This window comes from Paracoccus seriniphilus (genome assembly GCF_028553745.1).
GTDB lineage: Bacteria > Pseudomonadota > Alphaproteobacteria > Rhodobacterales > Rhodobacteraceae > Paracoccus > Paracoccus seriniphilus.
Window position 1 is genome coordinate 774739 of record NZ_CP067129.1, and the last position, 12708, is coordinate 787446.

The 12708-nt window shown below is 62.4% G+C and carries 16 protein-coding genes; 5 read left to right on the forward strand and 11 right to left on the reverse strand.

Annotation, left to right across the window (positions count from 1 at the left end; translation table 11 throughout):
* Positions 1 to 22 precede the first annotated feature (22 nt).
* Entirely contained in the window at positions 23 to 1312 is a 1290-nt protein-coding gene (gene ccrA / locus JHW44_RS03800; RefSeq protein WP_089345004.1) for a crotonyl-CoA carboxylase/reductase, read from the reverse strand.
* A 207-nt stretch (positions 1313 to 1519) separates the two neighbouring features.
* Here ccrA and JHW44_RS03805 point away from each other — a divergent pair, with 207 nt between their 5' ends.
* Positions 1520 to 3478, forward strand: coding sequence for a protein meaA (locus JHW44_RS03805; protein WP_089344928.1), 1959 nt, complete (start codon positions 1520 to 1522; stop codon positions 3476 to 3478).
* 88 nt (positions 3479 to 3566) lie between these two features.
* Here the strand turns inward: JHW44_RS03805 and rpmE are convergent, their stop codons facing one another.
* From rpmE to JHW44_RS03855, 10 genes are all read right to left on the reverse strand, one after another.
* A complete protein-coding gene (rpmE, locus tag JHW44_RS03810; RefSeq protein WP_089344929.1) occupies positions 3567 to 3788 on the reverse strand; it encodes a 50S ribosomal protein L31 in 222 nt (73 codons plus the stop codon).
* Positions 3789 to 3802: 14 nt separating this feature from the next.
* Positions 3803 to 4186 carry a 50S ribosomal protein L19 gene (rplS, locus tag JHW44_RS03815; RefSeq protein ID WP_089344930.1) on the reverse strand — a complete coding sequence of 128 codons (384 nt, stop codon included), beginning with the start codon at positions 4184 to 4186 and terminating at the stop codon, positions 3803 to 3805.
* Positions 4183 to 5061 (reverse strand): tRNA (guanosine(37)-N1)-methyltransferase TrmD, encoded by an 879-nt coding sequence (gene trmD, locus JHW44_RS03820; protein ID WP_089344931.1) that lies wholly within the window; start codon positions 5059 to 5061, stop codon positions 4183 to 4185. The genes rplS and trmD overlap by 4 nt, the downstream gene beginning before the upstream one ends.
* Positions 5058 to 5552 carry a ribosome maturation factor RimM gene (gene rimM, locus JHW44_RS03825; protein WP_089344932.1) on the reverse strand — a complete coding sequence of 165 codons (495 nt, stop codon included), beginning with the start codon at positions 5550 to 5552 and terminating at the stop codon, positions 5058 to 5060. The genes trmD and rimM overlap by 4 nt, the downstream gene beginning before the upstream one ends.
* Before the next feature lie 3 nt (positions 5553 to 5555).
* On the reverse strand, positions 5556 to 5696 hold the full coding sequence (locus tag JHW44_RS03830; protein ID WP_179217747.1) for a hypothetical protein: 141 nt from the start codon (positions 5694 to 5696) through the stop codon (positions 5556 to 5558).
* 47 nt (positions 5697 to 5743) lie between these two features.
* Positions 5744 to 6109, reverse strand: coding sequence for a 30S ribosomal protein S16 (gene rpsP, locus JHW44_RS03835; protein ID WP_089344933.1), 366 nt, complete (start codon positions 6107 to 6109; stop codon positions 5744 to 5746).
* A gap of 48 nt (positions 6110 to 6157) precedes the next feature.
* Positions 6158 to 6454: a chorismate mutase gene (locus JHW44_RS03840; protein ID WP_089344934.1), complete on the reverse strand. Its 297-nt coding sequence runs from the start codon at positions 6452 to 6454 to the stop codon at positions 6158 to 6160.
* A complete protein-coding gene (locus JHW44_RS03845; RefSeq protein ID WP_089344935.1) occupies positions 6451 to 7002 on the reverse strand; it encodes a GNAT family N-acetyltransferase in 552 nt (183 codons plus the stop codon). Before JHW44_RS03845 ends, JHW44_RS03840 begins: the two co-directional genes overlap by 4 nt.
* Positions 7003 to 7012: 10 nt before the next feature.
* Positions 7013 to 8509: a signal recognition particle protein gene (gene ffh / locus JHW44_RS03850; RefSeq protein WP_089344936.1), complete on the reverse strand. Its 1497-nt coding sequence runs from the start codon at positions 8507 to 8509 to the stop codon at positions 7013 to 7015.
* Between the two features lie 178 nt (positions 8510 to 8687).
* Positions 8688 to 9275 (reverse strand): FMN-dependent NADH-azoreductase, encoded by a 588-nt coding sequence (locus tag JHW44_RS03855; RefSeq protein ID WP_089344937.1) that lies wholly within the window; start codon positions 9273 to 9275, stop codon positions 8688 to 8690.
* A gap of 100 nt (positions 9276 to 9375) precedes the next feature.
* Here JHW44_RS03855 and JHW44_RS03860 point away from each other — a divergent pair, with 100 nt between their 5' ends.
* The 4 genes from JHW44_RS03860 (at position 9376) to JHW44_RS03875 (ending at position 12702) form a co-directional block, all read left to right on the forward strand.
* Complete coding sequence (locus JHW44_RS03860) at positions 9376 to 10218, forward strand: LysR family transcriptional regulator (protein ID WP_336385713.1); 843 nt, start codon at positions 9376 to 9378, stop codon at positions 10216 to 10218.
* A 69-nt stretch (positions 10219 to 10287) separates the two neighbouring features.
* Complete coding sequence (locus JHW44_RS03865) at positions 10288 to 10866, forward strand: peroxidase-related enzyme (protein ID WP_089345006.1); 579 nt, start codon at positions 10288 to 10290, stop codon at positions 10864 to 10866.
* Between the two features lie 10 nt (positions 10867 to 10876).
* Positions 10877 to 11827 (forward strand): DMT family transporter, encoded by a 951-nt coding sequence (locus JHW44_RS03870; protein WP_179217748.1) that lies wholly within the window; start codon positions 10877 to 10879, stop codon positions 11825 to 11827.
* Positions 11828 to 11931: 104 nt separating this feature from the next.
* Entirely contained in the window at positions 11932 to 12702 is a 771-nt protein-coding gene (locus JHW44_RS03875; RefSeq protein ID WP_089344938.1) for a division plane positioning ATPase MipZ, read from the forward strand.
* Positions 12703 to 12708: the final 6 nt, after the last annotated feature.

A 12708-nucleotide genomic window follows, 5' to 3' on the forward strand; every position in this document is an offset into this window, starting at 1 on the left:
TGCGTGGCGATAGGGATGGTGGCTAGCGGGGGCCGGCCTCCAGCGCATCCTCGAATGTCCGCAGCCCGGTGGTGGGTGCCTGCACCAGAACTGACATGTTCCCCGGCTTGTGCTCGTTGCGATACATCTTCAGATGGGCTTGCGGGATTTCGGCCCAGGGGAAGACCTCGGACATGCAGGGATCGATGCGGCGTTCCAGCATCAGCTTGTTGGCGGCGCTGGCCTGTTTCAGATGCGCGAAATGGCTGCCCTGCACGCGCTTTTGATGCATCCACAGATAACGGACGTCGAAGGTGCAGTTGAAGCCCGACGTGCCTGCACAGATCACGACCATGCCGCCCTTCTTGCAGACCAGTGTCGAGACCGGGAAGGTCGCTTCGCCGGGATGCTCGAAGACGATATCGACGTTATTGCCCTTGCCGGTGATGTCCCAGATGGCCTTGCCGAACTTGCGGGCCTCGGCGAACCATGCCTTGTATTCGGGCGTGTTCACCTTGGGCAATTGCCCCCAGCATTTGAAATCCTTGCGGTTGATGACACCCTTGGCACCCAGATCCATGACGAATTCGCGCTTGTCCTCGTCGCTGATGACGCCAATGGCATTTCCGCCCGCCGCGTTGATCAGCTGGATCGCGAAAGAGCCAAGCCCGCCAGAAGCGCCCCAGACCAGCACATTCATGCCGGGTTTCAACTCGTGGGGCTCATGGCCGAACAGCATGCGATAGGCGGTGGCCAGCGTCAGCGTGTAGCAGGCTGATTCCTCCCATGTCAGGTGACGCGGGCGCGGCATGAGCTGTTGCGACTGGACGCGCGTGAACTGGGCAAAGCTGCCGTCGGGCGTTTCATAGCCCCAGATGCGCTGCGTGGGCGAAAACATCGGGTCGCCGCCATTGCATTCCTCGTCGTCGCCATCGTCCTGGTTGCAGTGAACCACGACCTCATCGCCGACCTTCCAGCGTTTGACCTTGTCACCGACGGCCCAGACCACGCCGGCGGCATCGGATCCGGCAATGTGATATTCTGCGCCATGGCCGTCAAAGGGGCTGATCGGCTGACCCAGTCCGGCCCAGATCCCGTTGTAGTTGACCCCTGCGGCCATCACCAGAACCAGCACTTCATTGCTGTCGATTTCGGGTGTGTCCACCACCTCGAGCTGCATGGCCTTGTCAGGCTCGCCATGACGCTCGCGGCGGATCGCCCAGGCGTGCATCTGTTTGGGAACATGGCCCAGGGGTGGCATTTCACCCACGGCATAAAGGTCTTTCACGGGCGCGTCATAGGGCGCGATCGGGGTCGGGGAATCCAAAGCCATCAGCATCTCCTTGGTCGTGCCGCAGTGCAGAATCGTTGCGGGGTTTTCCGAAGTCCTAGAGATGAATAAGAAACAATGCAACCAATAATGTCCATATAGGGTAATTTTATGTCGCATTGATTTGCATAATGCCGCAACGCGGCGAATTGACTGGGTAGTTTTGTTTCTGTAACGATCTCTCAACCGATATTTTGTTGCGAGGATAAAATGGCCGAGAAAGACAAGCCCTGGCTGTTCCGGACCTACGCCGGTCATTCGACGGCCGAAAAGTCCAACGCCCTGTATCGGAGCAACCTGCAAAAGGGACAGACCGGACTGTCGGTGGCCTTCGATCTGCCGACCCAGACCGGCTATGACAGCGATCATGTTCTGGCACGGGGCGAGGTCGGCAAGGTCGGTGTGCCGGTCTGCCATCTGGGCGATATGCGGACCCTGTTCGATCAGATTCCGCTGGAGCAGATGAACACCTCGATGACCATCAATGCGACCGCGCCCTGGCTGTTGTCGTTGTATATTGCCGTCGCGCAAGAGCAGGGTGCCGATACGCGCAAGCTGCAGGGCACGGTTCAGAACGATCTGATCAAGGAATATCTGTCGCGCGGCACCTATATATGCCCACCCAAGCCCAGCCTGGCGATGATCACCGATGTGGCGGCCTATACGCGTGAGCATCTGCCGAAATGGAACCCGATGAATGTCTGTTCCTATCACCTGCAAGAGGCCGGGGCGACGCCGCAGCAAGAGCTGGCCTATGCGCTGGCCACCGCGATTGCCGTTCTGGATGATCTGAAGACCAAGGTGCCGGAAGAGAATTTCCCGGCCATGGTCGGACGAATCAGTTTTTTCGTGAATGCCGGCATCCGTTTCGTGACCGAGATGTGCAAGATGCGCGCCTTCACCGAGCTTTGGGATGAGATCACCCGCGAACGCTATGGCATCGAAGAACCGAAATTCCGCCGGTTCCGCTATGGTGTGCAGGTCAACAGCCTTGGCCTGACCGAGCAGCAGCCTGAAAACAATGTCTATCGCATCCTGCTGGAGATGCTGGCGGTGACCCTGTCCAGGAATGCCCGCGCCCGTGCGGTGCAGTTGCCTGCCTGGAACGAGGCATTGGGCCTGCCGCGGCCATGGGACCAGCAATGGTCGCTGCGCATGCAGCAGATTCTGGCCTATGAAACCGATCTTCTGGAGTTTGGCGATCTGTTCGACGGCAATCCCGTCATCGCCGCCAAGGTCGAAGATCTGAAGCAGGGTGCGCGCGATGAATTGCGCCTGCTGGACGAGATGGGTGGCGCGATCTCGGCCATCGACTACATGAAGTCGCGGCTGGTCGAGGCCAATGCCGAGCGGCTCAACCGGATCGAGGCGAACGAAACGGTGGTGGTCGGTGTCAACCGCTGGGAGCAGGGCGAGCCCTCTCCCCTGACCGCTGGAGATGGCGGCATCATGGTCGTGGATCCGGCGGTCGAGCAGGAACAGATCAGGCGGTTGCAAGCATGGAAGGCGGATCGCGACGAGGGGGCCGTCGAGGCCGCCCTCGCCGCGTTGCGCCTTGCGGCGCAAGAGGGACGCAACGTCATGCCCGCCTCGATCGCGGCCGCAAAGGCCGGTGCCACGACCGGCGAATGGGCAGGCGTGATGCGGCAGGTGCATGGCGAATATCGCGGTCCGACCGGCGTAGCCGCCAGTCCCTCGAATCGGACGGAAGGACTGGAAGAGATCCGCGATGCTGTCGATGCGGTCAGCACCCGCCTGGGGCGGCGGTTGAAATTCGTGGTCGGCAAGCCCGGTCTGGACGGTCATTCCAATGGCGCGGAACAGATCGCCTTCCGGGCCCGCGACTGCGGCATGGACATCACCTATGAAGGGATTCGCCTGACGCCCGAGCAGATCGTGGCCCGGGCACAGGAAGAGGATGCCCATGTGGTCGGGCTGTCGATCCTGTCGGGCAGCCATCTGCCACTGATCGAGGATCTGATGCAGCGGATGCGCGCGGCCGGGTTGAGCCATGTTCCGGTGGTCGTGGGGGGGATCATCCCCGATGAAGACGCAGAGCGTCTGCTGGAGATGGGGGTGACGCGGGTCTATACGCCCAAGGATTTCCAGCTGAACCGGATCATGATGGATATCGTTGCTCTGGTCGAGCCGGGCTCGGCTGCCGCCTGACCGTTGCACGGCCGGTCACGCCGCTGCCGCAACATGAAAAACGCCGCCCGAAGGGGCGGCGTTTCGTCGTTCGTGATTGGCGGGCAGATCAGAAGCCCAGGCCTGCGTATTTCGATTTGAACTTCGAAACGCGGCCGCCGGCGTCCATCAGGCGGGCCGAACCGCCGGTCCATGCAGGGTGCACGGTAGGATCGATGTCCAGCGTCATGGAGTCGCCTTCGGCGCCCCAGGTCGAACGCGTCTGGTAGACCGTCCCGTCGGTCATTTTGACTTCGATCATGTGATAGTCGGGATGGATATCTTTTTTCATTCTGACAACCTTCCTCAGGCTTTCGCGTCGGTTTTGGGACGGTAGTTGGTCTTTTCGGCGATACGTGCGGATTTGCCGCGACGATCACGCAGATAGTACAGCTTGGCGCGCCGAACTTTACCGCGACGAACGACCGTGATCGATTCAACATTGGTCGAGTACAGCGGGAACACACGTTCCACGCCTTCGCCAAAGCTGATCTTGCGCACGGTGAAGCTGGCGCCAATGCCCTGGCCGCCTTTGCGCGAGATGCAGACGCCTTCGTAGTTCTGCACCCGCGTCCGCGAGCCCTCGGTCACTTTGTAGCCGACGCGAACGGTGTCGCCAGCCTTGAAATCCGGGATGTCCTTGCCGAGCGAGGCAATCTGCTCGGCTTCGAGTTCTGCGATCAGGTTCATCGCTTGGGTTCCTTGTCATGCTCGCGGTGATTCCGCGATTGGTCTGATGCGCCCGAGAGCTGTCGGTCCTTTGCCGGGTCCATATGCGGATCGTCTGCATATGCCCGCCACAGGTCGGGGCGGCGTTCCTTGGTCAGCCTTTCGGCCTCACGTTCCCTCCAAGCAGCAATGGCCGCGTGATGCCCCGAAAGCAGTACATCCGGGATCTCGCGGCCTTCCCACAGGGCTGGCTTCGTGTACTGAGGGGCTTCCAGCAAACCCCTATTGCCGACGGAAAAGGATTCCTCGGCCAGAGAGTTCTGATTCCCCAGCACGCGCGGTATAAGGCGAACCGTCGCGTCGATCAAGACCTGAGCGGCGATCTCTCCCCCGGTCAGGACATAATCGCCGATGCTGATTTCCTCGACATCATGGGCATCCAGAACGCGCTGATCGACGCCCTCGAAACGGCCGCAGATCAGCGTCACGCCAGGGCCTTCGGCCAGCGCGCGGGCACGGGCCTGCGTCAGGGGGCGACCGCGCGGGGACATATAGATCACCGGGCCCGTTGTCAGGCGGCGTGCTTCGCGCAGGGCGGCATCCATGACATCGGCACGAATCACCATGCCGGCCCCGCCGCCCGCGGGCGTATCATCGACATTGCGGTGCTTTCCGACTCCGAAATCGCGCAGCGGTACCGTGTGCAGGTTCCAGAGCCCCTGCTGCAGGGCCCGCCCTGTCAGCGACAGGCCCAGAATGCCGGGGAAGGCCTCGGGGAACAGTGTCACGATGCTGGCGGTCCAGGCATCGCGGATCCGGGGTTCCTCCATCAGGGCGCGCGGGCGCAGACTGGGTTTGACACTCAGCCGTCCGTGCGATTTTGGGGTGTCGCTCATTCGTCTGTCCCTGGCGGATCGGCGATGATCCGGCGGGCGCTCAGGTCGACCGTGGGGACGACAGCGCGGGTGAAAGGCAGCAAGAGCACCTCCTTGCCCACGACTTCCAGGATATCGCCCGCGCCGTGATCAAAGATCGCCCGCACCCGGCCCAGCAACAAGCCGCCGGTGTCATAGACATCAAGGCCGATCAGATCGGCATGGTAGAATTCATCATCAGGCAGAGAGGGCAGCGCCGCGCGGGGTGCCCAGAGCGTCACGCCCTTCAGGGCCTCGGCATCTTCGCGGGTGGCCACGCCTGACAGTCGCGCGCCCAGACCGCCGGTCACCGGTCGGGTCAGCCTGACCTCGAAGCTGCGCTTGCCGTCCTCGGTGGTCAGCGGGCCGTATCTGGCGATATCGCGCGGCTCGCTGCAAAAACTCTTCAGGCGGACCTCGCCACGAACCCCGAAGGCTCCGGCAATGGCGCCGACACAGATCTTATCGGACATGGTTCACCTTACCCCGCAAATGCCGACGCCCATCCAGTCGCCACCTGAATCTTCGCACAGGTCGCGCTGATGGGCGCGTTCAAACATGATTCCCCCGACAAAGGCCAGAAGCATCATCACGCAGAAACGAAACAGACGCAGCATGGGTCACAGACGGGATCGGGCCCGGAAATCCGGGCCCGACAAACCGCTTATTCCGCAGCGGCATCCTCGGCAGAAGCAGCAGCTTTTTCGGCTTTCTCTTCGGCACGCTTCTTGGCTTTTTCGCCCGGTTCGGCCTTTTTCATGTTCTTGCGCTCGGCCTTTTCCTTGACGCCAGCGGCTTCCAGGAAACGTGCAACGCGGTCGGTGGGCTGTGCGCCCTGGCTCAGCCAGTACTGCACGCGCTCGATGTCCATCTTGACGCGATCTTCGCTGTCTTTGGGCAGCAGCGGGTTATAGGTGCCCAGCTTTTCCAGAAAGCGACCATCGCGCGGCATGCGCGAGTCCGAGGCTACGATGGCGTAATGAGGGCGCTTTTTCGAGCCGCCACGGGCCAGACGGATTTTCATAGCCATTTGATTTTCTCCTTTGAAATGGCGGGAATACGATGCGACAGGCGCATCCTATGTTTGGTATTGCTCGTGATGCCGGATGACTTCGGCGATCACGAAGTTCAGGAATTTGCGCGCGAATTCCGGGTCCAGATCGGCCTCGCGCGCGAGGCGTTCCAGCCGCTCGATCTGTTGCGCCTCGCGGGCAGGATCGGACGGAGGAAGGTCGTGGTCGGCCTTGAGGCGGCCAACGGATTGGGTGTGCTTGAACCTTTCGGCCAGCGTGTAGACAAGGATCGCGTCCAGCCGGTCAATGCTGTCACGATGTTCTCTCAGCAGTTCGGCCGCACGGGTCACGGGGTCGGTCATGCACGGTCTCCTTGGCATCCGGCCGGGGCGGGATGGCGATAAACAAGGCAGGGCGCGTCGAATTCGGGTGTTGCCGCCGAATCGTCACGCTCTGCGCCCAGCCTTTCGGCCAGGGCGATCGAACGGCTGTTGTCCGGCGCGACATAGCTGACGGCGCCGTTCCAGCCCAGAACGTCATAGGCATGTTTGCGCGCGGCCTGTGCCGCCTCGAAGGCATAGCCCTTGCCCTGTGCGGTTTCGTCCCAGAGCGACCAGCCGATTTCACGCTCGGGCCAGCCTTCGGGGAACCAGGGGCCGGTCATGCCAAGCGGCCTGTCCTCATCCCGGCGTGTAAAGACGAACATTCCCCAGCCCCGCAGGACCCAATGCCCGATGACATGACCGAAGGCACGCCAGCCTTGCGATGCCTTCACTTCGGGGCCACCACCGACGAACTGCGCACGCTCGCTTGCCATGAAGGCGCGCCAATGCGGCCAGTCGCTTGCGACCGGCGCCCGCAGCGTCAGGCGCTGCGTCGTCAGGACCGGGGTGGGGGACAGCTGGATCATCCGGGGCGGATCACTTCTTGCCGAACAGGCCCGAGAGCCCGCCGGGCAGACCAGCCTTGGACAGATCGCCGCCCAGCCCCTTGGGGTCCTGCAGCAGCTTGGTGGCCTCGGCCATTTTCGCCGGGTCCATGTTCTCCATGTCGGGCAGGCCGCCGCCCTTGCCGGTCATGGCGCGCATGGCCTGTTTCAGCATGCCACCCTTGCCCATCTTGCCCAGCTTCTTCATCGTGTCGGCCATCTGCTTCTGCATCTTCAGCAGACGGTTCAGCTCGGCCACTTCCATGCCGGCACCCTTGGCGATCCGCTTCTTGCGGCTGGCCTGCAGAATCGCGGGATTGGCGCGCTCTTTCTTGGTCATCGAATTGATCAGGGCGATCTGGCGACGGATGGCATTGTCATCCATGCCCGCGGCCTCGGCCTGTTTGGCCATTTTCTGCATGCCGGGCATCATGCCCATGATGGATTGCATGCCGCCCATCTTCTGCATCTGTTCCAGCTGACCCTTCAGGTCGTTCATGTTGAACAGACCTTTCTGAAAGCGCTTCATCATGCGTTCGGCCTGTTCGACCTCCAGCACTTCCTGGGCCTTTTCGACCAGCGAGACGATATCGCCCATGCCAAGGATACGGCCAGCGATTCGCTGCGCGTCAAAGCCCTCCAGCGCGTCCATCTTCTCGCCAAGGCCGACGAAGCGGATCGGCTTGCCGGTCACGGCGCGCATCGACAGGGCCGCACCGCCACGCCCGTCACCATCCATCCGGGTCAGCACAACGCCGGTCACGCCGACCTTGCCGTCGAATTCGGTGGCGACATTCACGGCGTCCTGACCGGTCAGCCCATCGACCACCAGCAGGGTTTCACGCGGATTGGCGACATCGCGGACGGCCTGAACCTCATCCATCAGCACCTGATCGATGTGCAGCCGTCCGGCGGTGTCCAGCATATAGACGTCATAGCCGCCAAGGCTGGCCTGCTGCTTGGCGCGTTTGGCAATCTGCACGGCGTTCTCGCCCGGCACGATCGGCAGCGTATCGACGCCGATCTGCTGGCCCAGAATGGCCAGCTGCTCCATGGCAGCGGGACGGTTGGTGTCCAGAGAGGCCATCAGCACGCGTTTTTTCTCGCGCTCGGTCAGGCGTTTGGCCAGCTTCGCGGTGGTGGTCGTCTTGCCCGAACCCTGCAGGCCGACCATCAGGATCGGGGCGGGCGGGTTGTCGATCCGCAGGGCTTCGGGGGCATCTTCGCCCTGCAGCACCTTGATCAACTCGTCATGGACGATCTTGACGACCTGCTGGCCGGGGGTCACCGATTTCGTGACCGAAGCGCCGGTCGCTTTCGACGTGACGGCTTTGACAAAATTGCGCGCCACCGGCAAAGAGACATCGGCCTCCAGCAGGGCGATGCGCACTTCGCGCATGGCGGCGGTAACGTCGTCCTCGGACAGCGCGCCTTGCTTGGTCAGCCGGTCGAAGACGCCGCCCAACCGGTCGGATAGGTTCTCGAACATGAGCCACGGCCTCCTGCGGTCCAAAACGGTACTGCCCCCGTGGGCGCAACGCGCTGACGGAGGGCGATCCCCGCGCATGTCGGGGACCGGAAGGGACATCCTTCCGGGAATTCGATTGGCTGATACGAAAAAACGGCCCCCGAGTCAACGAGAGCCGTCCATATCCTTTTCGTGCCGTTTATGCAGCCAATTCTTCCAGCGCCTGCTGGGCGCGGGTCATGGCCGCGTCACGATCCAGTGCCAGTCCATCGGCGGGAATGAAGGTCACATCGGTGATCCCCAGGAATCCCAGCATGTGACGCAGATACTTCGAGGCATGGTCCATCTCCGATCCCATCGGCGTTCCGGCCGCAGCATAGGCGATGATGGCGCGCTTGCCTTTCAGCAGGCCTTCCGGTCCCTCGGCGGTATAGCGGAAGCTGATCCCGGCGCGGGCGATCTGGTCCAGCCAGTTCTTCAACTGGGCAGGCAGGTTGAAGTTGTAGACCGGCAGGCCGATCACCAGCACATCCGCATCCTGCACCTCCTTGAGATAGGCATCCGAGGTGGCGATCAGCTCAAGCTGTTTCGGGCTGGGGTTTTCGGGCGTCATGCGCACCGCGTGGAACCATTCTGTGTCGATCGCCGGAACGCCCATGTTCAGGTCGCGATAGGTGATCCTGGCGTCGGGATGTGCTGCGGTCAGCTTTGCCACCGCCTCGGCCGTCAGTTTGCGCGAAACCGAGGCATCACCGGTAATGGCGCTGTCGAGATGCAGGATATTCATGGCTAAACCTCATTGGATTGTCTGTTGAGGATTGGATAGTGCTTTGCATGAACGAACGAAACAGAGATAATCGCGCAGCATCTGTGCAGGAGCGCACAATTTGATTGAAAGCTGGGATGATATCCGCGTGGCGCTGGCTGTTGCACGGCAAGGCACTGTCAGCGGCGCGGCGCATGTTCTGGGCGTGCATCATGCGACCGTGATCCGCCGCATCGACGCGCTGGAGCAGCATCTGGGCGCGCGGCTGTTCCAACGGCATCCGCGCGGTTACACGCTGACCGATGCCGGGCGGACCTTGTTGCAGACGGCCACTGAGGTGGACGAACATTTCGGCCAGATGGCTTCGCGGATCTCGGGGGCAGGTGACCGGATCGAGGGCGAGCTGGTCGTGACCTCACTGCCGGAACTGGCGCCGTTGGTGATGCCGCGCCTGATGCCCCTGCTGCTGCAGCATGCCGGTTTGCGCCTGCGCTACATGACCGATTCGCGGCTGTTCCGTCTGGATGCGGGCGAGGCTCAACTGGCGATTCGGGCCGGCGCGCGCCCGACCCAGCCCGATTACGTTGTTCGCGAAATGATCGTCTCGCGACAGGCCCTTTATGCGACGCAATCCTATCTGGACCGTTTCGGTCCGGTCGAGGATCTGCTGGGTCACAGTTTCGTCGTGCCGCCGCCTGACGGACCGCTGGCACCGGTCATGCGCTGGCTGGTTGCGCGCGTGCCTGCCGCGAATTTCCTCATGGTCAGCAATGATCCCCAGGCCCGCGAGGCGGTCATTCGCGCAGGTCTTGCGATCGGCAGCGTCCCGCCATCAAATGCCGGGGGACTGGTCGAGGTGATGTGCCTGCCGGAATGGGAATCGCGGCTGTGGCTGGTGACGCATGTCGATCTGCATCGCTCGCCGAAGGTTCAGGCCGCGCTGGCGGTTTTGCGCGATATCTGACTGTTGCGGCGCCTTGGTGCTTTTCCCCGGCAATCCTCTGGGCCAAGATGCGCGGCAGGAGGACCCATGATGACAGCCAAACTGCCCCCGATCAGCCGTTTTTACATTCCGGAATTTGCCAGCCTGCCCGAAGACATGCAGCAAGCCATGCGCAAGGTGGAAGAGAAATCCGGCTTTATTCCGAACATCTTTCTGGCGCTGGCCCATCGCCCCGCCGAGTTCCGGGCCTTCTTTGCCTATCACGACGCGCTGATGGACAAGGACGACGGGCTCAGCAAGGCCGAGCGCGAGATGATCGTGGTGGCGACCAGCGGGCTGAACCGCTGTCAGTATTGCGTTGTCGCACATGGGGCCATTCTGCGGATCCGGGCCAGGAACCCGCTGATTGCCGATCAGGTCTCGGTCAACTGGCGCAAGGCCGATCTTACCCCGCGCCAGAAAGCGATGCTGGCCTATGCCGAAAAGGTTGCGCTGGATGCGCAGGATATCGAGGAAGCCGACCATGACGTGTTGCGTGACCACGGGTTCTCGGCGGACGAAATCTGGGACATCGGGGCGATCGCGGCCTTTTTCGGCATGTCCAACCGCCTGGTGAATGCGGGGGATATTCGTCCCAACGATGAATTCTACATGCTGGGAAGAACGTGACGCCAGGGCCATGACCCGTAATGCGCCGACGCAAGGTATTGCGATACGAACCTCGGTTGCCGATGGCAGGGCGCGGCGTGAGGCCCTGTCGGGACATGCGGCCATGCTGCTGTTTTCGGCATTGGTGGCGGGGTCGTTCTCGCTGGGCGCGCGGGCGGCCAATCTGATCGATCCGACGGCGCTGACCGCGCTGCGCTTTGCGCTGGCTGCGGGTGTCATTGCAGGTGTGGCCCTGGCCAGCGGCGGCATTCCTGCCCGTGCCTTTCGTGCGCCCTGGCGCTATCTGCTTCTGGGCGGCGTCTTTGCCATCTATTTCGTACTGATGTTCGAGGGTCTGAAGACCGCGCCACCGGTTTCGGCCAGCGCGGTCTTCACGTTGACTCCGCTGATGGCGGCCGGCTTTGGCTGGATGCTGATGCGCCAGAGAATGACCCTGCGCATGGCATCTGCCCTGATGCTGGGCGGTGCCGGCGCGCTTTGGGTGATCTTTCGCGGCGACCTGGCTGCGATGGCGCGGCTGGAGTTCGGTCGCGGAGAGGCGATCTATCTGGTGGGCTGCATGGCTCATGCCTTCTATACGCCGCTGGTGCGACGGCTGAACCGGGGTGAAAGCCCGCTGGTCTTTACCCTTGGCACGTTGATCGCCGGTGCGGTGATCCTGATCGTCTGGGGCTGGCAGCCCCTGCGGGCAACCGACTGGGCGGCCCTGCCGGGCATCGTCTGGGTGGCGCTGGTCTATCTGGCGGTCTGTGCCAGCGCGGTGTCATTCGTGCTGGTGCAATATGCGACGCTGCGTCTGCCAGCGGCAAAGGTGATGGCCTATACCTATCTGACGCCGGTCTGGGTGATCCTGCTGGAGGTTGCCCTTGGTCAGGGCGGACCGGGGTTGGCGGTCCTGCCCGGCGTGTTTGCAACGCTGGCGGCGCTGATCCTGTTGCTGAAGGATGATGACCCCGCCTGAAGGCAAAGCGGACACAGCCGGCAAACCCTTTGCATCGCGCCACTTTCCATCGGCTCACGCACTCGTTAGGGTCCGCCAGACAACAGGCGGGAACGAGGTATTCGGTGGCGCATATCATCGTTGTGGGCAACGAAAAGGGTGGTTCGGGCAAGTCTACGACCTCGATGCATGTGGCAACCGCGCTGGCGCGTATGGGCCATCGTGTCGGGGGGCTGGATCTGGACGTGCGACAGCGCAGTTTTGGTCGCTATCTGGAAAATCGTGCGGCCTATGCCGAACGCAAGAAGATCGATCTGCCCATGCCGGTGCTGGGCAGCATGGGCGAGGGGTCTGATCCGCTGACCCCGGCACTGACCCAGCTTGAAAAGACCTGTGATTTCATCCTGCTGGATTGTCCCGGATCGCATACGCGGCTCAGCCAGATGGCGCATACCGTGGCCGATACGCTGCTGACGCCGTTGAATGACAGTTTCGTCGATTTCGACCTGCTGGCGCGGATGTCCCCCGAGGGCCGGATCCAGGGGCCGTCCATTTATGCCGAAATGGTCTGGGCGGCACGGCAGATGCGTGCCGAGGCCGGGGCCGGGCCGATCGACTGGCTGGTGCTGCGCAACCGTCTGGGCACGCAGGCCATGCACAACAAGCGCAAGGTGGGCCGTGCGCTGACCGATCTGTCCAAGCGGATCGGCTTTCGCGTGGCTCCGGGCTTTTCCGAGCGGGTCATTTTCCGCGAGCTGTTTCCGCGCGGTTTGACCCTGCTGGATCTGAAGGATATCGGCACCGAACAACTGTCGATGTCCAATATTGCTGCGCGGCAAGAGCTGCGCGATCTGGTCGCCGAACTGAATTTGCCCGGCGTCGAGATCACCTTCTGACCGCGA